At 31.7% G+C, this 24,964-nt stretch carries 20 protein-coding genes; 7 read left to right on the top strand and 13 right to left on the bottom strand.

Translation table 11 applies throughout. The features are described from left to right. Positions 1–221: 221 nt before the first annotated feature. The 4 genes from hisS to B2Y85_RS04325 form a co-directional block, all read right to left on the bottom strand. Positions 222–1,481, bottom strand: coding sequence for a histidine--tRNA ligase (gene hisS, locus B2Y85_RS04310; RefSeq protein ID WP_372519240.1), 1,260 nt, complete (start codon positions 1,479–1,481; stop codon positions 222–224). After that, a complete protein-coding gene (locus B2Y85_RS04315) occupies positions 1,468–2,142 on the bottom strand; it encodes a DUF502 domain-containing protein (protein WP_372519241.1) in 675 nt (224 codons plus the stop codon). The genes hisS and B2Y85_RS04315 overlap by 14 nt, the downstream gene beginning before the upstream one ends. A gap of 6 nt (positions 2,143–2,148) precedes the next feature. Next, on the bottom strand, positions 2,149–3,579 hold the full coding sequence (locus B2Y85_RS04320; protein ID WP_372519242.1) for a phosphoglucomutase/phosphomannomutase family protein: 1,431 nt from the start codon (positions 3,577–3,579) through the stop codon (positions 2,149–2,151). Positions 3,580–3,953: 374 nt separating this feature from the next. Then, entirely contained in the window at positions 3,954–6,458 is a 2,505-nt protein-coding gene (locus tag B2Y85_RS04325; RefSeq protein ID WP_372519243.1) for a sugar phosphate nucleotidyltransferase, read from the bottom strand. 98 nt (positions 6,459–6,556) lie between these two features. Between B2Y85_RS04325 and B2Y85_RS04330 the strand changes: the two genes are divergently transcribed. From B2Y85_RS04330 to B2Y85_RS04360, 7 genes are read left to right on the top strand one after another with little or no spacing between them, the layout of a single operon-like run. Next, positions 6,557–8,743: an ATP-binding protein gene (locus B2Y85_RS04330; protein ID WP_372519244.1), complete on the top strand. Its 2,187-nt coding sequence runs from the start codon at positions 6,557–6,559 to the stop codon at positions 8,741–8,743. 40 nt (positions 8,744–8,783) lie between these two features. Further along, entirely contained in the window at positions 8,784–9,140 is a 357-nt protein-coding gene (locus B2Y85_RS04335) for a response regulator (protein WP_372519245.1), read from the top strand. Between the two features lie 2 nt (positions 9,141–9,142). Continuing rightward, positions 9,143–10,309, top strand: coding sequence for an HD-GYP domain-containing protein (locus tag B2Y85_RS04340; RefSeq protein WP_372519246.1), 1,167 nt, complete (start codon positions 9,143–9,145; stop codon positions 10,307–10,309). An 11-nt stretch (positions 10,310–10,320) separates the two neighbouring features. After that, on the top strand, positions 10,321–10,992 hold the full coding sequence (locus tag B2Y85_RS04345) for a lipoate--protein ligase family protein (protein WP_372519247.1): 672 nt from the start codon (positions 10,321–10,323) through the stop codon (positions 10,990–10,992). A gap of 3 nt (positions 10,993–10,995) precedes the next feature. Beyond that, a complete protein-coding gene (locus B2Y85_RS04350) occupies positions 10,996–12,027 on the top strand; it encodes a glycosyltransferase family 4 protein (RefSeq protein WP_372519248.1) in 1,032 nt (343 codons plus the stop codon). 2 nt (positions 12,028–12,029) lie between these two features. Then, positions 12,030–13,307 carry a protoporphyrinogen/coproporphyrinogen oxidase gene (locus B2Y85_RS04355; protein ID WP_372519249.1) on the top strand — a complete coding sequence of 426 codons (1,278 nt, stop codon included), beginning with the start codon at positions 12,030–12,032 and terminating at the stop codon, positions 13,305–13,307. Next, complete coding sequence (locus B2Y85_RS04360) at positions 13,304–14,434, top strand: glycosyltransferase family 4 protein (RefSeq protein WP_372519250.1); 1,131 nt, start codon at positions 13,304–13,306, stop codon at positions 14,432–14,434. Before B2Y85_RS04355 ends, B2Y85_RS04360 begins: the two co-directional genes overlap by 4 nt. A 4-nt stretch (positions 14,435–14,438) precedes the next feature. On the opposite strand, the gene mreD is transcribed toward B2Y85_RS04360, so the two are convergent. The 9 genes from mreD to B2Y85_RS04405 form a co-directional block, all read right to left on the bottom strand. Then, on the bottom strand, positions 14,439–14,933 hold the full coding sequence (mreD, locus tag B2Y85_RS04365; RefSeq protein ID WP_372519251.1) for a rod shape-determining protein MreD: 495 nt from the start codon (positions 14,931–14,933) through the stop codon (positions 14,439–14,441). 3 nt (positions 14,934–14,936) lie between these two features. Next, a complete protein-coding gene (gene mreC, locus B2Y85_RS04370; RefSeq protein ID WP_372519252.1) occupies positions 14,937–15,752 on the bottom strand; it encodes a rod shape-determining protein MreC in 816 nt (271 codons plus the stop codon). An 18-nt stretch (positions 15,753–15,770) separates the two neighbouring features. Next, entirely contained in the window at positions 15,771–16,802 is a 1,032-nt protein-coding gene (locus B2Y85_RS04375; RefSeq protein WP_372519253.1) for a rod shape-determining protein, read from the bottom strand. 79 nt (positions 16,803–16,881) lie between these two features. Further along, on the bottom strand, positions 16,882–18,456 hold the full coding sequence (locus tag B2Y85_RS04380; protein WP_372519254.1) for an MBL fold metallo-hydrolase: 1,575 nt from the start codon (positions 18,454–18,456) through the stop codon (positions 16,882–16,884). Further along, positions 18,434–20,584: a hypothetical protein gene (locus B2Y85_RS04385; RefSeq protein WP_372519255.1), complete on the bottom strand. Its 2,151-nt coding sequence runs from the start codon at positions 20,582–20,584 to the stop codon at positions 18,434–18,436. The genes B2Y85_RS04380 and B2Y85_RS04385 overlap by 23 nt, the downstream gene beginning before the upstream one ends. Before the next feature lie 27 nt (positions 20,585–20,611). Beyond that, positions 20,612–21,751: a nucleotidyltransferase family protein gene (locus tag B2Y85_RS04390; protein WP_372519256.1), complete on the bottom strand. Its 1,140-nt coding sequence runs from the start codon at positions 21,749–21,751 to the stop codon at positions 20,612–20,614. A 49-nt stretch (positions 21,752–21,800) separates the two neighbouring features. Beyond that, a complete protein-coding gene (locus B2Y85_RS04395; RefSeq protein ID WP_372519257.1) occupies positions 21,801–22,739 on the bottom strand; it encodes a Gfo/Idh/MocA family oxidoreductase in 939 nt (312 codons plus the stop codon). After that, on the bottom strand, positions 22,736–23,830 hold the full coding sequence (locus B2Y85_RS04400) for a DegT/DnrJ/EryC1/StrS family aminotransferase (RefSeq protein WP_372519258.1): 1,095 nt from the start codon (positions 23,828–23,830) through the stop codon (positions 22,736–22,738). Before B2Y85_RS04400 ends, B2Y85_RS04395 begins: the two co-directional genes overlap by 4 nt. A 15-nt stretch (positions 23,831–23,845) precedes the next feature. Next, on the bottom strand, positions 23,846–24,964 hold the full coding sequence (locus B2Y85_RS04405; protein WP_372519259.1) for an OmpP1/FadL family transporter: 1,119 nt from the start codon (positions 24,962–24,964) through the stop codon (positions 23,846–23,848).

The following is a 24,964-nucleotide window of genomic DNA, read 5'->3' on the forward strand; positions in this document are numbered from 1 at the left end:
AAAAAGATTTTTTGTTTCGATACTAAAATTAAAACTTATTCTATATTTTCGTTTTTGGATTTTTATTTACTAAGATTTATTTTTTATAATTATATACTTTTTAAATAAAAATTGCAAGGCAATTTTTAGTTTATAGCTGATAGCTTATAAAAAAAATCCTCCGGATTTTTTTTCTTATAGCTTTAACAACAAACTATCAACTACAAACACAAGAAATATCGTTAGGATAACGATATTTCTTGTTGTTGTTGGGTTTTCATATCTTTTACAATGATTTTGCCGTTATCGAATTCGGTTTTACCGAATAAAACTGTTTTTGATGCGCCTAATTTATCGGCCAATTTGAATTGAGATTTTAAACTCTTATTCAAAAAAGGACCTTCTACAACAATGTTATTTTGGAAATTGAATTTTTGTCTGATGTTATCTTTATTTAATATTAAATTGTTTGCGAACTTGAACGCTTCGCTAAATAATTCGTTATCTGCAAGTGCTATAAATACCAACTCGTTTTTCGGTAACTTATCAAAGAAGCCGGTATTTTGTGCAGCCATCAATACTCTTTCGGAACCTAACGCAAAACCAACACTCGGTATTTGCTGACCGCCCAACTCTTTTACCAAATTATCGTATCTGCCGCCGGCACAAATCGCATCCTGCGAACCTACGGCATTAGATCTTACTTCAAATACCGTTCTTGTATAATAATCAAGACCTCTTACAAGTTTATCATCGACAACATATTTGCAATCCACAGATTTTAATAATGCTTGAACTTGTTCAAAATGATTTTTACAATCGTCACACAAACATTCCTGCATTGTAGGAACATTTTGGAACTTTTGAGAATCTATTTTACAATCCAACAATCTTAACGGATTTTTTTCCAATCTTCTTTTACAATCTTCGCACAAATTCTGTATAGAAGAAAAATAGTCTACAAGTTTTTGTCTGAATATCGGTCTGCAATTTGCACAGCCCAACGAATTTATGTGTATTACAACATCAGTTATGTTTAATGTAGATAAAATTTCTTTTGCAAGAAGTATTATTTCAACATCGGCATTAGGGTTGGGGTTACCCAAATATTCCGCACCCATCTGCAAAAATTCTCTGTATCTGCCTGCCTGCGGTCTTTCATATCTGAACATATCACCGCAATAAAAGAATTTGCCTATAGGTTCTTCCATATCAAGTCTGTGCTCAATATATGCTCTTACCAACGATGCCGTTCCTTCCGGTCTTAAAGCAAGTTTTCTTCCCTTTCTGTCTTCAAAAACATACATTTCTTTTTCTACAATATCGGTTGCTTCCCCTATAGATCTTGTAAATAAAGAAACATCTTCAAACATAGGTGTTTTTATTTCTTTAAAATTATGTTTTCTGAAAACATTTCTCGATATTTTGTCCAATTCTTCCAAAGCAAGTGCCATTTGACCGTATATATCGTGCGTACCTCTGGGTGCTTTATACTGAGCCATTTTTTTCTCCTAACTGTTTCTGATTGCCCTGAACTATTCCGGCGGAAATAATATACTGTATAGCCTGTTCTACGGTATACTCACATTCTATAACATCTTCTTCTTTTACCAATATTAAAAAACCCGTTGTAGGGTTTGGGGTGGAAGGCATAAAAGTTGAAATATATTTTTGACCGTTAATTATTTTTTCACCTGTAGAAAAAGCTACACAATAAGAATCTTTTGTGGGAAACGGAACGAAAATAACTTTCTGAAAATTCTTTGTTTTATCATCATTGCCGGCAAAAAACGAAAATAATTTTTTTAAAGCGGAATATATTGTTCCTATTAATGGTATCTTTGTAAAAATATTCTCAAAAAACTCATACAATTTTTTGCCGAACCACAAATTAGTTAAAAAGCCAACAAAGAAAATTATTATTAAAGTTAAAAAGAAACTTGCTATTTTCGCAAGTATCTCCACCCATTGAGAATCGGACGTAAACAGTTTTAAAAACGGTGAAAGTATCGGTAAAGAAAGACTGCTAATCCATTTAAAAACGAACAATATTATAAATATCGTAAGCCATACCGGCAACAATACCAACAAACCCGATATGAAAGATTTTTTTACAACACTTTTTTGTTCTTTTTTTTGATTATTAACATCCTTTCTCTTCATTTCTTATTATTTACCTTTTATAAATTTTTCACCCGCAGATACCAACTTCTTTAATTTTGCCGCAGTTGTACTTTCGGCATACAATCTTACTATGGGTTCGGTCCCCGACAATCTGAATCCTATCCAAGTATCTTCATCCAATATAAATTTGTAACCGTCTAATGTAACAACTTTTTGTATTTTCATTCCCGCAATCTTTTCGGGAGCTTTTTTCTGTAAAGTTTGTCTGAACTTTTCCATATCTTCTTTTGGCAATCTGAAATTTTCTCTTGCCGTTACTACAGGTCCCGTAAGTTTTGTAATATCTTTTAATATTGCACTTAAAGATTTTTTGTTCATGGCAACGGCTTCCGCCATAAGCAAACATGCAATAATACCGTCTTTTTCGGGAACATGTCCTCTTATCGTAAGTCCGCCCGACTCTTCACCGCCGATAATAAAATCTTTAGGTCTTTGTGTTAAAATATCTCCGATATATTTGAATCCTACCGGAGTTTCAGCAACTTCTATACCTAACTTTGCCGCAAGTTTGTCTATCATGTGGCTTGTCATAACACTTCTTACAACAACACCTTTCCAACCTCTTGTTTTGTTCAAATGATACAACAATATGGGAATTACCTGGTTAGGTGTAATAAATGTTCCGTCGGAATCCACAATACCGAATCTGTCTGCATCTCCGTCAACGGAAAGACCGATTTTGTATGATTCTTTTTTTATTATGGATTTTAATTCCTTTAAGTTTGCTTCACACGGTTCCGGTGAATGACCGTCGAACAAAGGATCTCTTTTTTTGTTCAACACTTTCAGTCTCATACCTGCCGCTTCGAGCAATGTATCTAAATAGTCATCGCCTGTTCCGTGCAAGATATCGGCAACAACTTTCAAATTGGATTTTTTTAACAACTTAAAATTAACCAATTGTTTTATTCTCTTTAAATATGCAGGTCTCGGATCGTAATATTTTATTATTCCGGATTTTAAACCGTCTTGTAAACTTAAACTTTTCACATCACCGATTTTTATTTGTGCACAATATTTTTCTATTTTTTGTGTAGTTTCGGGCAATGCGGGTCCGCCCCAAGAAGGTGAAAATTTTATACCGTTATATTCCGGAGGATTGTGACTTGCCGTAAAATTTATACCGCCTGCAAGTTTGTTGTTAACAATATCGTAAGCTATAACGGGCGTAGGTGTATTTCTTTTACATAACAAAACTTTTATTTTGTTTCCCGCCAAAACTTCCGCGGAAATGTCTGCATATTTATCGGATAAAAATCTCGTATCGTAACCGATTATAACAGCTTTATCTTTTTTGTATTCTTTGTCGTCATTTATAAGATAATTTGCTATTGCCTGTGTAACGATTTTTACATTATCAAAAGTAAAATCGTCCGCTATAATTCCTCTCCAACCCGATGTTCCGAATTTAATCATTTTATTACTCCTTTAATAAGACAATTTATAATTTACAATTTATAATTAACAACCAACTGCGAGATCCCGCATCAAGTGCGGGATGACAAACTTAACGACAATGTATAACTTACAATTTACAATGTACAATTAACTACAAACAACCAACTGCGAGATCCCGCATCAAGTGCGGGATGACAAACTTAACGACAATGTATAACTTACAATTTACAATGTACAATTAACTACAAACGACAAACTGCGAGATCCCGCATCAAGTGCGGGATGACAAACTTAACGACAATTTATAATTTATAATTTACAATTTATAATTAACTACAAACAACCAACTGCGAGATCCCGCATCAAGTGCGGGATGACAGAACGGCGAAAAACTACTTTTGCCACTCCATTAATTTATCGGTATAAATATCTATAAAACCTTTTGCCGTTGTTTTATCTCTTGCTTCCGCCCAAATATGAAAATAAGCTTCATCGGGATCCGGAAGAAGTAATACCCAACCGTTATCCAAAAATATTTTTACACCGTCTATAAGTTCCGTTTTTTTACCTTTTGCATACTCTATCGCATTTCTCATTGTTTGACCTTTCTTATCCCACGCACAAGGTATAGTTTTATGAAAAACTTCAAATGAAGGAATTTCTCTTCTTATCATACTGATTGTATATTCCGTTTGAGATAACATTTTTATTAAATTACCTACGGCATACATTGCATCAAATGCATTTTGGAATTCCGGAAATATAAAACCTCCGTTACAATCCGCTACAAAAATCACATCTTTTTCTTTTGATGCTTTCATTATGTTTCTCGGGCTTGTTCCCGTTCTTATAATTTTAAAATCAAATTGTTTTGCAAGTTCGTCTATAACAGATGAAACCGTAACCGGAACAGCTATTGTTCCTTTTTTGTATGTAGACATAACAAGGTATGCCATAACAAGCATTGCGGTATCGTTATCTATAATTTTTCCTCTTTCATCTACAAGAAAAACTTTTTCCGCGCCGTTATCCAACAAGAAACCGACATCGGCTTTTAATGTTGTTACTATATCCGATAACTGATTTAAAGAATGATCGAATTCTTCTTTGTTTTTTGTTATTTTTTTAGCATCTATATAAGCATTTAATGCAACAACTTCCACTCCTAATTCCCCCAAAATCGTAGGAAATACGAGTGAAGCAGTCGAATGTGCATAATCAACAACTATTTTCATTCCTTTTTTCGTTGCGGCTTCTTTTTTTTGAATTGTGTTCAAATATCCTGTCTTATAAAATTCGTTTGCTCTCGGAGGAACGGTAATCATACCGACTTCATCCATATCCGCTCTTTTAAAATCTTCTCTGAAGAAAAGTTGCTCTATCGATTTTTCCTGATTTATGGATATATCGCTGCCGAACTTATCGAAAAATTTTATGTCGATAAGTTTTGCATCGTAAGGAGATTGTCTTATATGTATACCGCCGATCTCTCCGTCGTTACCGATTTCGTATCTTGCAACAGGTATAGGCGCATTTAACATATCACCCACATTTACACCGGCAGAAAGAATACCTGAAATTATTCCTCTTTTTATCATTCTGGTCGTTCTGTGATCGTCTCTTGAAATTACAACATAAGCTCCGCCGCCTACATAAGCACCGTAAGCCGAACCGATTTTTGCGGCAAATTCCGGAGTAATTTCAATGTTTCCTAACCCGGAAATACTGCCGTAAGCATTAAACAATGCCTTGTTCCATTTTGCACCCCAAACCAAACTTGATGAAAGGATTGCACCTTTTTCAACAATTTTGTGCGGCCATATTCTTAAGTTTGCTCTTATTGTTGCTTTTTCACCGATAAGGCACTCGTCTGCAATAATTGAGCCAACCTGCACTGATGCTCCTTTTTCTATTTTTGTGGAGTTGCCTATAACAACTTCTTTTAAACTTGCTTTTGGACCAATATTTACATCATCCCAAATAACGGAACCTAAAATTAAAGCGTTTTCTTCAACCGTAACATTTGAACCGATAACGGATTTCCCTATTTTCGCACCTTTTTTTACGATTGTATTGTCTCCGACAATAACATTATCATCAACAATAACACCGTCTTCAATTACCGAATTTTTACCGAGAATAACCGTTTTACCGTTAATTTTTTTCTTTGTTCCCAACACATTTATCTTTACTTTTTCATCCAATATATCGTAATGTGCAAATCTGTATTCATCGTGGTTACCGATATCTTTCCAATAACCGTCTGCAATATATCCGTATAAAGGTTTACCTTCTTTCAACAATTGAGGAAATAAGTTTTTGGAAAAATCTACATCCTTGTTTTCCGGAATATAATTAAAAACTTCCGGTTCAAGAATATAGATTCCGGTATTTATTGTGTCTGAAAAAACTTCACCCCAAGAAGGTTTTTCCAAAAATCTTTCAACTTTACCGTCTTTATCTGTAATAACAACACCGAACTGCAACGGATTTTCAACTCTTGTTAAAACCATTGTTGCTATTGCTTTTTTCTTTTTATGATATTCAATGGCTTTCGATATATCGAAATCGGTGAGAACATCCCCGGAAATAACCAAGAAAGTGTCTTTTATATTTTCTCTCGCAAAACCGACACTTCCTGCCGTACCGAGATCTGCTTCCGGCCTTAAATATTTTATTGATACACCCAAATCTTTACCGTCTTTAAAATAATTTTTTATAATTTCGGGTTGATAATACAACATCATAGTTAAATCGTTAAAATTGTGTTGCTTCAACAATTCGATAATGTGACTCAACATAGGTCTGTTCGCTACTAAAGCCATAGGCTTAGGAACACTACAAGTAATAGGTCTTAATCTTGTACCAAAACCGCCTGCCATAATTACAGCTTGCATTTTGCACCTCTCAATTTTATATTTTTATTTAAAATTCAATAAAGATTTAGATTTTATAATTCTATCAGTTTTTTGATGTTTTATCAAGAATATTTATATTGAAAAATGTAAAGAGTTTTAATATAATCTGTAAAGTTATGTATAGTTTATATCAATTTTTCATATATTTATCGGCAGCCGTATTGTTTTTCTTAACAATATTCGTTTTTTATAAGAATAAAGCCACAAAAAGCTCTTATATCTTTGCCGCATTATCATCTTCGTTTTTATTATGGTTTATTTCTTATGCTTTAATGTATACGACAACGGATGACAAAGCAGCTTATTTTTTGGGACATTTGGGATTTATAGGAATTATTCTTATACCGTTTTTCGCAACATATTTTTTGTTTAATTTCATAAACTTAAAAATCAAAAAATTCACCGAAATTTTAATTTTGGCAACAACAACCCTGTTTATTCTTCTATCTGTTTTTTCGAATCTCATAATATCTACGGTGGAAAGAAATCAATGGGGATTTTATCCCGTTGCCGGCAAATTTCATTTTATCTTTATTATATTTGCCGTAATCATTTTTGTTTATTCGATAAATGCGGCATACAAATATATACAAAGCGATGAAATAACATCTATTCAAAAGCAAAGAATAATTTATTTGATTTTGGTATACAGCGTTTATCTTATTCTTTTCGTTTTCGACAATTTGTTTTTCTACAATATTTTCAGTTTTGAACCGATTTTCTATCTCACAACGATGTTTTTTATGATTGCAACAACGATAATAATTTCAAGTTTCAATTTTACAAACATAAAAATAGCTTCAATAAAAATACTTATATTTTTGTTTATGTTATTTTTGGTACTTATATTATCCAATTACATTTTAATTTATTCGACAAACATATATGTATCGAATTTCATAACTTTCATGCTCACAATAGGATTTTTCCTGGTATATAAAAAAGTAATATCGAAAACGGAAAAAATACTTTTTGCACAAAACAAACATTATCAAACATTACTGATACATGCGGCAAGCGGTATGGCAAAAGAACATAATATAGACAGGCTCTTAAAATTAATATCTTTGGTTCTTTTAAAAACAGTAAAAGTGTCTTTTGTCGCAATATTTTTGGAAAACAAAAACAAAGAAAATTTCGAAGTAAAAATATTAAGATCTTTCAAACAAAAAAGCGACGAACTGATGTTTTCTTACGATTATGATCACCCTTTTATAAATTTTATAAAACATAAAGAAGATCCTTTTTTGTTTGACGAAATGCCTCAATTTATTGCCCGTTCGGTAATTTTACCGTTCAGACCGGCTTTAATAATTCCGTCTTTTTACGACGGTGTTAAAGGTTTTATGGTTATAGGCGAAAAAAACAACAACGATATTTTTACGAAAGAAGATATGACAATATTCAAAATGCTCGCAAGGCAAACTTCCCTTGCAATGGAAAATTGTTTGTTTTTTGACGAATACAAGCAAGCTCAGGAAAAAATATTTGCAGCCGAAAAACTTGCATCCATAGGAGGTCTTGCCGAAGGTGTTGCTCATCAAATAAGAAACAGATTAAACCAGTTCTCTTTAATTTCCGGAGAATTAAAATTCGAGATAAAAGATTTTGAAGAAAACAACGAAGACTTTTTTAATGCAAGCAAACAACTTCAAGACACTTTTAAGTATATAGACGAACTTGCCGAATCGTTAAAAAGCAATATCATTAAAACCGATGAAGTAATAAAAGGTATTTTGGATTTTGCAAAAATGAAAGCAAAACACAGAATGTTTGAAACTTTTGCTTTTAAAGAAATTGTTGATTTGGCTTATGAAATGTTGAAAGTAAAACACCATATTCCCGATAAGTTGGTAATTATTAAAAATTTCAGAGACACGGATATGATTCTCGGTGTAAAATCGCAGATGACGGAAGTTATCTACAATCTTATAGATAATGCTTTCGAAGCGATAGAAGAAAAACATAAACTCTTGAAAAAAGAGGAGCAAATAAATTTCTCTCCTCACATAGATATATCTTTAACACAAAAAAACAATAAAACAATTATAAAAATTTCCGATAACGGTGTCGGTATAAAAGAAGAACTTACCGGAAAGATTTTTATTCCGTTTTTTACAACAAAAGCATCTTTTAAATCCGGCACGGGTATAGGGATGTATATAGTTAAAAGGATGATAGAAGAAAACCATAAAGGCAAAATATGGTTCGAGTCTAAATATATGGTTGGAACGGATATTATCGTTGAGTTGCCAAATTTATAAGCATTTGTTATACTTATATGATAAATAAGAGGTGTCAGTCTTGAATAAAAAAGTTTTGATTGTTGATGATGAAGAAGAAATAGTTGCTTTCATGGGAAGATTTCTGAAAAGGTTGAATATCGACAGTGTTTTAGCCGTTTCCGGTGAAGAAGCTTTGGAAAAATACAATCAGGAAAAATTCGATTGTGTTTTCCTTGATGTGCATTTGGGCGGAATCAGCGGAATAGAAGTATTGAAAAAAATAAAAGAAATTAACCCTGATGCAAAAGTTGTAATAATTACAGGAAGCATTAGTTCCGATAATCAAACCAAAGTTCTTGAAAACGGTGCCACCGATTACATACAAAAACCGATAGATCTTGCGGATTTCAAGAAAAAAGTTTTAACCTATATATAAAAATGGAACAAAAAAAAGACTACAAAAGTTATCTATCGAAAACAGCCAAGCAAATGATTTTGATTCATGATCCGAACCTTTTGTCGAGGCTGGTTGTAAGAACTCTTACCAGAAATCTCGGTATAAAGCATGCCGGATTGTTTCTCTACAACAAAGCAAAAAAAGAATATATTATAAATGTATCCAGCGGCAAAAAAGGTCTGAAAATTCCGGTAGGCTTTACAAAAATAACAAATAACAATCCTATTATCCGATTTTTTTTAAATAAAGATATTGAAAAAGAACACAAAGAATATCTTTTGGTTTCTCAAATTAAAGATTTAAAAAATAAATATAAAAACGACGAAAAAATTTTCGCTTTACTTACGGAACTCGAAGAAGAAACATCCTTATATAAAGCACAATTGATTGTTCCGGGCTTTTTCAGGAAAGAGTTAATGGTTGTTTTTTTCATAGGCAACAAAATAGATAACTCTTCTTTTAATACCGAAGATATGGATTTTCTGATGGTATTGGCTTCGGATATTGTGATGGCAATACAAAATGCAAAACTCTTTGATGACATAAAAAAACAGTTGGATGTAAACAAACAATTACTGTTAAACACCGTCGAAACACTCGCAACAGCCATTGATATAAAAAATTCTTATACTCACGGGCATACCGAAAGAGTAATGAAATATTCAATGACACTGTTCAAATATATACCTCAAGAATTAACAAAAGATCATAAATCGTTTGAAAATTCATTAAGAATTTCCGCTTTATTACATGATATAGGAAAAATCGGTATTCCGGAAAGCATTTTAAATAAGTCCGATAAGTTATTACCGGAAGAAATAAAACTTATTGAAAAACATCCTATATTGGGTGCCGAAATTCTTGAACCGATAAAAGAATTTAAAAATATATCTTTGGGAGTAAAATACCATCATGAAAGATACGATGGAAAAGGCTATCCCTGCGGATTAACGGGAGAAAACATTCCTCTTATCGCAACGATTATTTCCGTTGCCGATGCTTATGATGCAATGACATCGGACAGACCTTACAGGAAAGGATTGGAAAAAGACGAAGCAATAAAAGAAATAGTAGCAAACAAAAACAAACAATTTAATCCCGTAGTTGTAGATGCTTTTCTTGAAGCGATTTACAGGAACGAATTATAATAAGAGAATTTATGAATTTAAGATGTATTTACGATATACCAAGAGATTGCAGCACAAATATCGCACTCGATGAAGTTTTTTTTTCAAAAGAAAACTTTGAAGAAATTTTTCGTTTTTACAGATGGACTTATCCCGCATATACCATAGGTTATTTTCAAAAATTTCCGGAAACAAAAAACGATAATTTTTCCGTTATCAGAAGAATAACGGGAGGTTTATCCGTATTACATAATACTGATCTTTCTTTTTCTTTAATAGTTTCGGATAAATTATGGCCTTATATTTACGATCAAGAAAAAACTTACAAAACAATTCATGAAAACATAAGGTGCTCTTTAGAAAAAATAAATATTTTTTGTGATAAAACATTTGTCGAAAACAGCAGTTCTAAAAATTACAGTTGTGTTCAAACATTATACAAAGACGATTTATTGTTAAACGGAAAAAAGATTGTCGGTTCATGTCAAAGACGAAGAGGCAAAAAAATTCTTGTTGAAGGCTCTATTCATTTAAAAATGAACGCCGAAGAATCTAAAATATTTGCATACGAATTTTTTAAAAATTTATCAAACTTTTTAAAATGTAATACAATAAATAACAATTTGACAAATGACGAAACGGATTCGGCAATAAAACTTTGTAAAGAAAAATATAATACCGATAAGTGGAATAAACTTTTTTAAAACATGAACAATGAAATTTTATATTTAATCACTTTTATTACGGCTTTTTTTACGGCACTTATTTTAACACCGTTTTTTAGACATATTGCAAGAATGTTCAACATTTACGACAGACCTTTAACGGCGGTAAAAACTCATAAAGTAAGCACTCCGTATTTGGGCGGACTTGCAATATGGAGCGGATGGGTTATAAGTTTATTATTAATAAGATTAATAACAAATTTCCCCACCGGAACATTAAACAATTTAAGATCCGTAATAATCGGTTCTTCGATGTTGTTGCTGTTAGGTTTATGCGATGACATAAAAAAAGGCGGACTCGGATTTAAATTTAAATTTTTGGTACAAATAATTGCCTGTCTTATTGTTGTTTATTTTTTTGATATAAGAATAAACTTCATCGAAAACAAAACATTGTCCGTAATAATAAGTATTTTTTGGATAATAGGATTATCAAATGCTTTCAACCTTATAGATATTATGGACGGACTATCCTGCGGAACGGCGGCAATTGCATCTTTTTTCTTTTTTATAATAGCTTTGCCGAGTGAAATGATTTATGTTAACTTTTGTGCCGTTGCGCTTTTGGCTGCATGTTTGGGCTTTTTGCCTTTTAATTTATCCAAAAGCAAAAAAATATTTATGGGTGATACGGGAAGTTTATCAATAGGTTTTATTCTTGCAACCGTAGCAATGGGAACTTCCTATACAAAAATAAATCCTATAGGAATTTTTGCACCGTTAATAATACTTGCGGTTCCTATATATGAAACAATTTTCGTAAGTATTATGAGAATATTAAAAGGTAAAAATCCTTTTTTGGGCAGTAAAGATCATTTTCCTTTAAGGCTTGAAAAAATGGGATATTCGAGAAAACAAATTTTATTATTCGTTTACATTTTATCTTTCATATTCGGAATATTTTCTTATACAATAGTAAAAATTGATGACAATATTTCTTATTTGATTTTTTCTTTTATTATATTGTTATTAGTTGTTTTTTCCGTAAGATTATCAAAGGTTAAAGTAGATTAATTATGACAAACAATATTGTTATAGGTGCAGGAATTTCCGGACTTTCTTTCGGGTATTTTTCAAAAAAGCCGTTTATTATTTTTGAAAAAGAAAAATGTGTCGGCGGATTATGCAGGTCGATAAAAGATAACGGTTTTACTTTCGATTATTCCGGCCATTTTATTCACATAAAGAATAAAAAAATAAAAAATTTAATAGAAAAACTTATCGGAAAAAAACTTTTGACCGTTAAAAGAAATTCGGTAATTTTATTTAATAAAAAAATTATTCCGTTTCCTTTTCAGGCAAATTTATATTATCTTACCGAACAGCAAAAACAAAAATGCATTGACGGGATAAAAAAAAGAAAAAACTTGAAAATATATGACGATATGCCTTTTATCGATTGGGCAAAAGCTATGTTCGGTGACGGTATAACAGAATATTTTATGCAGCCGTATAACCGAAAATTGTGGAATTATAATTTAAAAAAATTAACGGCTGCATGGACGGCTCCTTTTGTTCCGAAGCCATCGAAAGAAAGTATAATAAGCTCCGCATATAATCAAAACAAACAAAAATACGGATATAACAGTGTATTTTATTATCCCGCAAATGACGGCTGTCAGGCAATGATTAACGGATTTTATAAAAAATTAAAAAGCAACATTATAACAAACTCAAAAGTTGAAACCATAGATTTAAAAAACAAAAAAGTCTATGCTGACGGAAAATATTATTTTTATGATAATATTATATCCACGCAACCGTTAAAAGAACTTTTATTGAGTATAAAAGATTTACCGAAAAACATTTCAAAACTTGCAAATAAATTGGAATGTACTTCAACAAGATGCATAAACTTGGGAATAAGATATAAAAAAGAAATTCCGGAAATGATAAAAAATGTTCATTGGATATATGTTCCCGAAAAAAAATATCCTTTTTACAGGGTTGGAATATATTCCAATGCATCAAAAAAAGCCGCTCCAAAAAACTGTTATGCTTTATATATAGAAATGTCAGATACAAAAAAGTGCGACGATATAATTCCGATATTAAAAAACATAGGATTTATGAACTGTGATGACGAAATAATAAGTTTAAATGTAATTGATATGAAATATGCTTATGTTATATTCAATAAAGACAGAAAAAAAACATTAGACACTATATTCAGTTTCTTAAAAGATAATAATATTTATTGTATAGGAAGATACGGCAGTTGGGAATATTCTTTTATAGAAAAAAATATTATTGACGCAAAAAACTTGGCACAACAATTAAATAAAATAAAATGAACAAAATAAAAGTAGCCGTTATCATTACAAAACTTGAACTTGGCGGTGCACAGAAAGTCGCTATATCCGTTTGCGAAAAAATAGACAAAACTAAATTCGAACCTTTTTTAATATGCGGTTGCGGCGGAATACTTGATGAAGAAACAAAAAACAAAATAAGAGTTATATTCGTAAAAGACTTAGTCAGAGAAATTAATCCCGTAAAAGATTTAAAATCTTTGTTTTCAATATATAAAATATTAAAGCAAGAAAAACCCGGTATTGTTCATACACATTCTTCAAAAGCGGGAATTATAGGCAGATTTGCTGCAAGAATGTGCGGCATAAAAAATATAATTCACACTATTCACGGTTTTAGTTTTAACGATACACAAAGTTTTTTAAAAAAGAATCTGTTTATTTTTTTAGAAAAAATCGGAGCAAAAATTTCAAAATATCTTATTCCGGTAAGTGTTGAAAATACAACTAAAGGATTAAAAAACAATATCGGTAAAAAAGAACAATATCATTATATAAGGCTTGGCATAGACATAGAAAATTTTAAAAATTTTAAAGATAAACCTTCTTTAAAGAAAGAACTTAATATTGATGAAAAAGATTTTTTGGTTACAACCATCGGACCGTTTAAACCTCAAAAAAATTTACCCGATTTTATTAAAATAGCAAAAGATATATCCGAAAATCATAAAAACTTTAAATTTGTTATTGTCGGTGACGGAACATTAAGAAAAAGTTTCGAACAATTGATAAAAGAATATAACATTTCCGACAAAATTTTTCTCTTAGGCTGGAGAAGAGATATTTCAAACATTTTAAATTCCAGTGATTTTTTCGTAATGACATCCTTATGGGAAGGATTGCCTATATCAACAATAGAGGCTATGTGTTGCGGACTTTCCCCCGTCGTTAACGATGTTGACGGACAAAGAGAAATTATTAAAAACGATTTTAACGGTTTTTTGGTTAAACCTTATGATATAAAAACAACGGAAGAAAAAATTTTACTGTTGGCACATAACAAACAATTGAAAAACACATTATCAATCAATGCAAAAAACAGTATTGACTACACTTTTTCCATTGATTATATGATAAAAAAACACGAAGAGTTGTATTCTTCGTTATAAGCTTTCAATTTTTCCTGTCAAAAGCCAAAAATATTTTAAAGACAAACGGTGTTAAAAATAAATTTATAAGGATGTTAAATATAATCAGGTAAGACAATTCGAAATTTTGAACAAAAACTGTTTCAGACGCAGGCATTATAACATATGTAATATTTAAAATCAGATGAGTTACAATCAACCCTATTGCCATAACTATAATTTGTGTGAGCGGTTGATTTTTGTTTAACTTTTTATTAAAACTTCCGGCCAAATAGCCGGCAATCGTAAAACCTAATGTTCTCACTCCGAAAATATCGGTAGATAAAACATCCCAAGTTAGACCGTAAACAAAGCCTGTTATTTGTCCTCTCATTATCCCTTTATTCAAAGCAGTGTATACAACAAACATCAAAATAAAATTAGGATATAATGTCCAAATATTTAAAGGCATATATTTTGGAATTACAAACTGTATAATTATAAGTATAAAAAAAATAAGTATTGAAATAATATAATTCATTTTTTATTTCTTTATAAGAACGGCTACCTCATAAACAGAATGTTTTTGCGTATATGGTTCAACCGTTACTTCCTGATAATCCCCATAATTTGTTTTTACAATATCTACAATTGTTCCGACATCTATTCCGTTTTCAAAAACATTACTTAAATAACTTGTAACTATTTGGTCGCCTATATTTAAGTTTGCCGATTTAGGAATAAAAGATAACTGTAAATATTGAGAATCGTAACCGTCGCAAACGCAATCAACTTTTAAATTTTTTATCTGAACGGGAATAGAAAACAGAGGATTGGTTACCAATGCTACTTTTGACGTTGATGAATATACTTCGGTTGTTCTGCCGAAAACGCAAGTTCTTCCGTCGAATAATATTGCCACTACCGGATTATCTATTTCTATTCCGTCTTTGAAACCTTTATCTATTATCACAAATTTATACCATTGTGTAGGCTCTCTTACGATAACATTGGCAAAAATCGGTTTTAAATTTTTGGTTTCTTTTATATTCAATAAATTTTTTAATCTTATATTTTCTTCCAAAACAAGTTGAGAATCGGTCAAACCTTGTTTCAATCTGAAATTTTCATTTTTAAGTTCGGAATTTTCCTGATAAACTTTTATTATATTAGATAAATTCAACAAAAGAGAACCGGTTTTACTAAATAAATTCGATGAAATTTTTATGTCCGGAACCAATACGGAATAAACCAACTGTTTTAATCCCTGAACCGCAGGCGTAAGCCTTAATGCAATTAAAACAATTGAAACTGCCAACAATAAACAAAAAACTTTATTGGTATTTTTATTTGTATTCATGACGATATGAAATGGTTTTTATACCATATATCTTTTTTGTGCAAGTTTTATATTATCCAACTCTTCCAAATAAACACCTGTTCCTCTAACGACACAAGTTAACGGGTCATCGGCTATATTTATAGGAAGTTCGGTTTCCTGCTTCAATAATTCGGGTAAGCCTCTTAACAATGCACCGCCGCCGGCAAGAACGATACCTCTATCCACCAAATCGGCAGAAAGTTCCGCAGGAGTTTCTTCAAGAGTATCTTTTATAACTTCAACTATGGACTTAATAGGCTCGGATAATGCCGAACGAATTTCTTCGGATGTTACGGTTATTGTTTTGGGAAGACCGGTAACCTGATCTCTTCCTTTTACTTCCATACTGAGTTCTTGTTGCATAGGGAACACGGAGCCGATTTGAATTTTTACGATTTCCGCGGTATTTTCTCCGATTAACAAGTTATATTTTCTTCTGAAATATTGAACGATAGCTTCATCCATTTTATCACCGGCAACATCTATTGCTTTAGAAACAACCATTCCGCCCAAAGAAATTATTGCAACATCGGTAGTTCCGCCTCCGATATCAACTATCATGTTTCCTTCTGGTTCCTGTATCGGAATACCGGCTCCGATTGCCGCTGCCATAGGTTCTTCTATTATATGAACTTCTCTTGCTCCGGCTTGTTCGGCAGCTTCTCTGACGGATCTTCTTTCAACATCCGTTATTCCCGAAGGAACACCTATTACGATTCTCGGATGTAACAATCTTCTTGATTTATTCGCTTTATAAATAAAATACCTTATCATTTTTTGTGTTGCTTCGAAATCCGCTATAACTCCGTCTCTTAAAGGTCTTACGGCAACTATATTTGCCGGAGTTTTTCCCAACATTTTTTTTGCTTCTTTACCTATGGATAAAACATTTTTTGTTTCTTTATCCATAGCAACAACGGAAGGTTCGGTTAAAACGATACCCTGACCTTTAACATACACCAAAACAACCGCCGTGCCCAAATCTATACCTAAATCGTTTGAAAATAATTTAAAAAGATAATTAAACATTTTATTTCTCTCTTACTGCAAATATTAAAACTTCATAACTTTTTATTATACAAAATATAAAATAAAAAAACACTATAAATTAATTTAAATTATTAATACCTTCAACTGCTATTTTCGTATTCTCAAAACCTCTTTGTTTGTATAAGGTTAAAGCTTTATTCAATATATCTTTTTCTCCGTGAATCAGATAAATTTTTGTATCGGAATCCTGATTGGATAACCATTTCATCAATTCTTCTATATCCGGGTGATCGGAAAAAATATCAAAAACATTGACTTTGGCCGCAACTTTTACGGAATTTTTACCGACTCTTATATATTTAGCGCCTTTTTTTAATTTACCCGCCGGAGTTTTCGGGCTTGCATAGCTTACCAAAAACACTTCAACATTTTCCGACGGTAAAAGTTTGTTTATTAAACCGTAAGATACTCCCTGATCCATCATACCGCTTGCGGAAATTATTATTGACGGTATAGAAAATTCTTTCGGTTTTTTGGTTATATAATTTTCGGGCAAAAAAGAGCCGATTTGATAAACTTCGTTTTTAAACCATCTCTCTCTTGACGGAAAACTCACCTCTTTTTCATATCTGTCTGTAATTCCGTTGGATGACGGAGACAAACTGTATACGGGAATATCGTAAGGTATCAAACCGTTAACTTGTGCTTGTTTTATTTCAAACAAAACCTTTTGTGTTCTGTGTAACGACAAAGACGGAATCCAAACAATTTTATTGTTTTTTACGGCATCGGAAATTGTTTCCTGAAATTTTCGGTAGTCCGCATTACCGATATCTTTTTTTACACCGCCGTAAGTTGTTTCAACAAAAACATAATCGACTTTCGGAATAATATCTTTGTCGGGAGTTATTTTGGAATATCCGCTCCCCAAATCTCCGGAAAAGGCAACGGTTTTGATTTTGTTTTCATCATAAACATAAAAAATTACGCTTGCGGAACCTGAAATGTGACCGGCGTTGTAAAGACTGAAATTTATTTTATCGGTTATATCCATATTTTCTTTATATTCCACCGACACAAATCTATCCCGTAACTTTTCCAAATCTTTACTTAAACAATTTTTACAAACTTTAAAATTTATGCCATATTTGTTTTTTAATTGAACCAAAGAAATTTCGTTTTTACTTTCTTCTTTATTTTTAACGGCATTTTTGCATGCACTATACCAATGCACCGTTACGGTATCCCTGCTTTCACGAAGTTGTATTTTTTCTCTTTTAGATTTTGACCAAAAATATTTTTTCTTTACATAATCATAATTCCAGCCGTCGTCATACATTTCAAAAAGAATTTTTTTAGTTGAATCGGTGCAATAAATATTTCCGTTAAAACCTTCACTTATAAGTTGCAACACTCTTCCGGAATGATCGTTATGCGCATGTGTTAAAACCATTGCATCGGCATTTACTAATTTTTTATTTATTACCGAATTATCCGATGGTAAATTGCCTTCATCGTAAAAGCTGCCGCAATCTACAATTACGGAACTGTCCCCTGTTTTAAGTAAAAAACAAGAACCTGATACTCTTCCGGCACCGCCGAAACATTCTACGGATATTTGTGCATATATTAAATTAGCTATTACCAAAAACAATAAAATCAACAATATTTTATAAACCGTGTTTTTTATCATATTGCCACCATGTAAATATTAAAAACTTCAAAAACAAAATAAATATCAAAGCTTTTGTTATTCCCCATACCGGTATAACAAAAGCTCCGCCGATATAACAAGCAAATGCTCCGCCGAGAGCATCCGCAAAGAAAAGTCTGACATTATTTTTTCCTTCTTTAATTATACCAAAGATTTTAATCAGTTGAGCAAATTCCAAACCGGTTATTGCTCCGACTCCCAAAGACAAAAAGCATAAATAATATGAATTTAACAAATTACATTCTATAACGACAATAAATGTCAATATCCATAAAAGATACAAAATTTCACTGCTGAAAAAAGTTTTATTCAGTGCCGTATTCTTTTGATAATATTTAGAATACAGAGAACCGAAAACAAGTCCTAACATAAATAGTGCCGTAAGCATACCGAACCATCTGTAAACCTGTCCGACATATATTTGAAATCCCCAAAAACAAACAAACTGCAACCACATAGCACTTGCTCCGGAAACAAAAGCCGTAACGGAATATTTTATTTTTATTAAGAAGAACGGTATTATTGCGACAAGGACAATTAAATAAGAGTATTCTATAATAAGATTTAAAAAATTCATTAAAAAAGGTGAAAATTTTGATTGCCAATACATAATTGAAAACAGCATTGTTTTTTGATTTGAATCTTTATTCAATATTTTTCGGTCGCTATATTTCTTTATTTGAAAATTAATCCATTTCGTTTTTTGTGTATCCATTCTTTCATCTACATAATACTTCGACAAAACAACGGTTTCATCTTCAACTCTTTTTAATCTTTTCTTTATATGCAACCTGAAAGGCATTTTTGATTTTGATGCAACAAAAATATTTGTTTTTCCGGGTATTACCTGGACATTAGAAAAAGTTTCTTTCAAACATCCGTACACGGAAGCGTTCAATTCAAACATCAATGTCGGAGAATATACCATGGAACCCGGCAAATTCAACGCCAAAAAGCCGTCTTCATTTATTTTTTCTTTTACAAGTTTAAAAAATTCATAAGTATAAAATTTGTTTATTGTCGTATTTAACGGTATATCCAAACCTATAAGAATAACATCGTATTTTTCGTCGTTCGTTTGTAAAAACAATCTTGCGTCTTCGGGATATACTTTTATTCTTTTATCTTCAAAAATAGAATTCAGTTTATTTATATTTTTACTCAGTATTTGTATCATATTCAAATCTTGTTCTATAAAATCTATTTTTTTCAAATCATACTTTACAATTGACGGTAAATATTTTATTCCGCCTATAAGTAACAAGTTTTTTGGATTTGTGTGATGAAGAATGGGTAAATGTGCAAAATCTTCCTCATCAAATATTTCAGGACTCGGCAAAGCAAATTCACAATTACCGTTTTTATAAAAAAAGTATTCTCCGTTTTTTTCCATCAATATATTTTGTATATTTTCATAGAATGAAAAATTTATAATATTTACTCTTGAATTATTATCGAATGTAACATTTTTTTCAATATCAAAAGCATAATATTTAATTAAAAAGAAAGAAAAACATAACAGCACAAAATAAAAAATTTTTACTATTGTGCTTTCACTCAGATATATGAGATTACAAAAGATAAGCATTATTATTATTAACAACAAAACCGTTGTGGTTACAGAAGACATAAACAATGAAAAAACAGTTCCGCCTATAACAAATCCGACAGCTTCGCATACATATCTTTTAACTTTTTTTTGATAAAGGATGGTGGAAAAACTTTGTTTTAAAAAATTTAAAATTAAATTCAATGTAAAACTTACGGAAAAAGTTACAAACAACGAATAAAAAAATAAACTTTTTAAAGATATACCCACAGCCAAATCCGTGGAAGAAACAGCATTTATATTTCTTACAAACAAAAACGAAAGTATTATAAATATTATCAATACTATAAATAAATTAACGGATTTGCCGAAAAAATCTCTGACTTTTTTGAAATATTGAAATAAGAAATTCGCAACTGCCGCAGATAACAACCAGTGTCCCAAAACTATACCTAATACAAACTCACTGCCGTGAAACAAAGGCACAAATTCTCTGATAAGGAAAATTTGTAAAAAAACAGAAACTATTCCGCATATTATAAAAACAATATATGACATAAACGATGATTCCCGTTTTTATTTTTTTTATTTATCAAAAAGACTAACTCTAACGCAGTATTTTTTCCATAAATCGCCTATACCGTTTATATTCAGAGCTTCCTTGCAATACCTGAAAAAGCCGAGATTAAAACCATGCAGTCCCCTTTCCAAACGGAATATTCGATACATGGACATATGTAACACAAACCCTTTATAAATTCTCGACGGTGTTAAAGGACCTTCCCTTGAATATTTTTTTTCGTATTCCATAAATTTAATTTGATTTTTCATACCTAAATCGAGCCATAACATATACTCTTGCGATACGGGAAACATTCTTTCGGCTTCTTTTTTATCAATAAGTTCGGGAAAACATTCAAGAAACACGGATAACATAAATTTAATGTTGTATACAACATTAAATTCCCGTACCCTGTTTTGTAAACTTTTTTTATCTGCCTCATCCATAAAATTCCAAATATGTCGGCAATCAAATAACCAATTAAGCTTTCTTTTTAAGAATACACCTTTAAAAAAATCTCTTGAACGATTGTCCAATTGATGAATAAACATATCTTGCGGACAAGGAACACAAACTTTTGTTCCGTAAAAATCAATATTAACGGCTCTTTCCCAAATATCCGTTCCTTTTTCCCCGTTATTTTTAAATATCCATCTGTGAATTTCAACTATTCTTCCGTTGCTTTTTATTTCGTCATGATACGAACTTGTAAATTTTTCGTATAAACTATCTTTATCTCTTAAAAGTTTTACAGCTTCATCATATTTGTTTTCGGGAACGGCAATATCAAAATCAGCCATATTTCTCGGAAAACCCTTAACATAATAATATTTTAAAGCAAGTCCTTTTAAAAACATAACGGGAATTCCTGCTTTATTCAACAATTTTATTTTGTTTATAAACCATGTAATCATGAATAAATTGTTCTTATGATAAGTGTCAAAAATTATTTTTAATCGGGAAGATATTTCTTCGGGAAAGATTTTCCGATTATTTTGGAAATCCAAATACGATAACAACAAAAGATAATTTATATTTTCTTTTTTTGTATCTGTTGTATCAACAAGCACATCAATATCTTTTTTGTTGATTTTCTTATCAAACAAAAGTGTAACAAGAAGTCTTTCTTTTTGTGTTAAATCGTAAAATTTGGAATTATACATATTAAAGACTCTTATATTTTATTGTATATTTTGAGCAAAGAAACAATAATTAAAACTGCATATAGTGAAGAATATCGTGGGCAAGTTCTAACGCATCTCTTCCCTGTTCACCCGATACCAAAGGTTTCTTACCTTCAATTACACAATTTAAGAAATGTGTCAATTCATAAGCTAACGGTTCGCCCGTTTGAACTTTCGGTTTTATTACATCTATATCAAGTAAACTTTTTACAACGGATACATTAGGTTTCTTTTGATATATTTTTAAACTTTTTCCGGCATAATCAACGGAAATATAACTGTCTTTTTGAAATATTCTTATTTTTCTGTATTTGTCTATCGTTACTCTGCTTGTTGAAACATCCGCAATACAACCGTTAGCAAATTTTATTCTTACCTTTGCAATATCTTCGTGTTCGGAAAGAATTTTTGCACCTACGGCCTCAAAACTTACAACCTTACTTTTTACAAAATTTAAAAGCATATCCAAATCGTGTATCATTAAATCCAAAACCACACCGATATGGCTCGTTCTCGGATCGTAAGGTCCGAGTCTGTTAACTTCTATAAATTTAGGTTCTTTTACATAAGGTGTTGCGGCAATAATTGCAGGATTAAACCTTTCAACATGGCCTACCTGCAAAATAAGATTTTTGTCTCTTGCTATTCTTATAAGTTCTGTAGACTGTTCAACGGTTTCGGTAAAAGGTTTTTCCACCAAACAATGTATACCTGCCTGCAACAACTGTTTTGCTATATCGTAATGATACGGAGTAGGAACGGAAATTACGGCCGCCTGAATTTTATCCATAACTTCTTTAACATCGGTAAAACTTGCAGTATTGCATTTTTTTGCAATAGTTTCTCCTCTTTTAACATCGGCATCAACAACGCCTACAAGTTCGGCATTTTCATGTGTTGATAAAATTCTTGCATGATGTTGCCCTAACGAACCTACACCTATAACCGCTATTTTTATTTTGTTCATTTTTTAAAACCTTTTATTACTTTTATAATTGTATTTATATCTTTTGAAGACAACGACGGATGAACCGGCAAAGAAATAACTTCTTTTACCGCTTGTTCGGCAACGGGACAAATACCTTTTTTGTAACCTAACTTTTGATATAACGGTTGTTTATTTATAACTTCCGGATAATGTATTCCGCAACCTATACCGTTATCTTTTAAATATTGCATAAATTTGTCTCTCAAACCGTCTTTAATTCTAACCGTATATTGATGATAAACATGAGTATAACCTTTAGGAACAAAAGGTGTTTCCAAGAAACTTAAACCTTTTAAGCCGTCGGACAATTTTTTTGCATTTGCTATTCTTTGTTTTGTCCATTTTTCAATTTGGTCACATTGTGCTATACCCATAGCGGCACAAATATTTGTTAATCTGAAATTATAACCTAACATATCATGACCGTAATGAGCCATTCTTCCATGATTAATTATTTTTTTTGAAAGTTTGTCTGTTTGTAAATTATCAGTTAAAACGGCACCGCCTTCACCGGTAGTCATATTCTTTGTTGCATAAAAAGAAAAACAACCCGCATCACCTATGGAACCCACCGTTTTATTCTTATATTTTGCCAAATGTGCCTGACATGCATCTTCAATTAAAACAAACTTATATTTCTTTTTAAGTTTTAAAAGTTCACCCATATCGCAAGGTAATCCGTATAAATGAACACATATAACCGCTTTAACTTTCTTTTCTTTTTTTAATATTTTTTCCACGGATTTCGGATCTATGTTAAAAGTTTTTTCGTCGATATCGGCAAACACAGGTTTTGCTCCGCAATAAAGAATGGAGTTTGCCGTTGCAATAAAAGTAAAAGGAGTTGTAATAACTTTATCTCCGGGCTTTATTCCGCATGCAAGAAGAGCGGTATGTAATGCCGTTGTTCCGCTTGAACAAACCGTACCGTATTTTGCTTTGGAAAGTTTTGTAAACTTTTTTTCAAACTCTTCAACATATTTTCCGCTTGCTATAATACCGGAATCTATAACTTCGTTAATTAACTGTTTTTCTTTTTTACCGAATATAGGTTTTACTAAAGGAATCATTTTTTCCCTCTTTTATTATAAAAATTTATAACTTATATCAAATCTTCCTAAATTAACTTCATATTTGTATGTTATACCGTTATGAGTTACCGGATTTGTAAAAGAATGTGTAAACGATAATCCCGCTTTTAAAGATTCGGTAAATTTATATTCCGCACCTATGGTTGTATATTTCATATTATACATATCGAGATTTGTTAAACCATATGTGGTATCTTTATATTCGTCTTTTATTAAGTTGGGATCCGAAAAGAATCCGAGGTGTAATGCCAATTTTTCCGTTGCTCTGTATTCCGTTCCGACTCTGTATTGGAAAATATCATGATATTTTTCGGATGTCCATGAAGTTTTGTTTTGAGAAACCGAAGCCGCAAAAGTAAAATCTTCAAATAAATCATAAGCAAAACCTACTTCCCAAGTTAACGGATAACAAACTTTTTCGGCAAATGAAGGATTTGAAGAAGCCGGTTCATTGGGAACATCAACATAAGAACCGCTTCTTAAAACGAATGCCGTTGAAAGTTTTTCTATGGGTTTATACATTAAACCGATATTTCCCTGAAAACCGAAGGCACTTCTGTTATAATCAATATTTATTCCCATTAAATCGGATTTTGCAACCAATTTATCTTGGAATTGAATTGCATCAAAGCCTAAACCGATAGAGAATTTATCGGTAATTTGTTTTGCCAAAGATATGTTGTAAACCATATAACTTTGTTGTCCTTCGACTTTTTGTATAAAAGGAGGTAAGTTTTCCAACTTTCCTCCGCCTCCGCCGAGAACATAAACACCTGCGGCAATAACGGAATCATAAAAAAACTTTGTAGAAAAGCCTACAAAAGGAACCGCAGCATTTGTGGAATATTTATCACTCATATAATTTGCCGGACTTTTATCACTTGCCGTTGCAGGATAATCAATATAGAAAAGTGATGCCATAACTTGAGTATCCTTTTGATAGGCAAGACCTGCGGGGTTATAATAAATTGCGGTCAAATCATCCGCTACAGCCGAAAAAGCCGTTCCGAAACCGCCCGCTCTTGCACCGGGAGTAATAAAGTGACTTTTTGCATAAGACACAGTTGCAATACCTGCAACCAACATTACCGCCAACAACATTTTTAATTTCAT

This window comes from Candidatus Ruminimicrobiellum ovillum (assembly GCF_002392975.1).
Classification (GTDB): Bacteria; Elusimicrobiota; Endomicrobiia; order Endomicrobiales; family Endomicrobiaceae; genus Ruminimicrobiellum; species Ruminimicrobiellum ovillum.

Coding starts and splice junctions, on each gene's coding strand:
- hisS (WP_372519240.1), bottom strand. CDS start 1,481: ATGGCTCAGTATAAAGCACCCAGAGGTACGCACGATATATACGGTCAA.
- B2Y85_RS04315 (WP_372519241.1), bottom strand. CDS start 2,142: ATGAAGAGAAAGGATGTTAATAATCAAAAAAAAGAACAAAAAAGTGTT.
- B2Y85_RS04320 (WP_372519242.1), bottom strand. CDS start 3,579: ATGATTAAATTCGGAACATCGGGTTGGAGAGGAATTATAGCGGACGAT.
- B2Y85_RS04325 (WP_372519243.1), bottom strand. CDS start 6,458: ATGCAAGCTGTAATTATGGCAGGCGGTTTTGGTACAAGATTAAGACCT.
- B2Y85_RS04340 (WP_372519246.1), top strand. CDS start 9,143: ATGGAACAAAAAAAAGACTACAAAAGTTATCTATCGAAAACAGCCAAG.
- B2Y85_RS04345 (WP_372519247.1), top strand. CDS start 10,321: ATGAATTTAAGATGTATTTACGATATACCAAGAGATTGCAGCACAAAT.
- B2Y85_RS04350 (WP_372519248.1), top strand. CDS start 10,996: ATGAACAATGAAATTTTATATTTAATCACTTTTATTACGGCTTTTTTT.
- B2Y85_RS04355 (WP_372519249.1), top strand. CDS start 12,030: ATGACAAACAATATTGTTATAGGTGCAGGAATTTCCGGACTTTCTTTC.
- B2Y85_RS04360 (WP_372519250.1), top strand. CDS start 13,304: ATGAACAAAATAAAAGTAGCCGTTATCATTACAAAACTTGAACTTGGC.
- mreD (WP_372519251.1), bottom strand. CDS start 14,933: ATGAATTATATTATTTCAATACTTATTTTTTTTATACTTATAATTATA.
- mreC (WP_372519252.1), bottom strand. CDS start 15,752: ATGAATACAAATAAAAATACCAATAAAGTTTTTTGTTTATTGTTGGCA.
- B2Y85_RS04375 (WP_372519253.1), bottom strand. CDS start 16,802: ATGTTTAATTATCTTTTTAAATTATTTTCAAACGATTTAGGTATAGAT.
- B2Y85_RS04380 (WP_372519254.1), bottom strand. CDS start 18,456: ATGATAAAAAACACGGTTTATAAAATATTGTTGATTTTATTGTTTTTG.
- B2Y85_RS04385 (WP_372519255.1), bottom strand. CDS start 20,584: ATGTCATATATTGTTTTTATAATATGCGGAATAGTTTCTGTTTTTTTA.
- B2Y85_RS04390 (WP_372519256.1), bottom strand. CDS start 21,751: ATGTATAATTCCAAATTTTACGATTTAACACAAAAAGAAAGACTTCTT.
- B2Y85_RS04395 (WP_372519257.1), bottom strand. CDS start 22,739: ATGAACAAAATAAAAATAGCGGTTATAGGTGTAGGTTCGTTAGGGCAA.
- B2Y85_RS04400 (WP_372519258.1), bottom strand. CDS start 23,830: ATGATTCCTTTAGTAAAACCTATATTCGGTAAAAAAGAAAAACAGTTA.
- B2Y85_RS04405 (WP_372519259.1), bottom strand. CDS start 24,964: ATGAAATTAAAAATGTTGTTGGCGGTAATGTTGGTTGCAGGTATTGCA.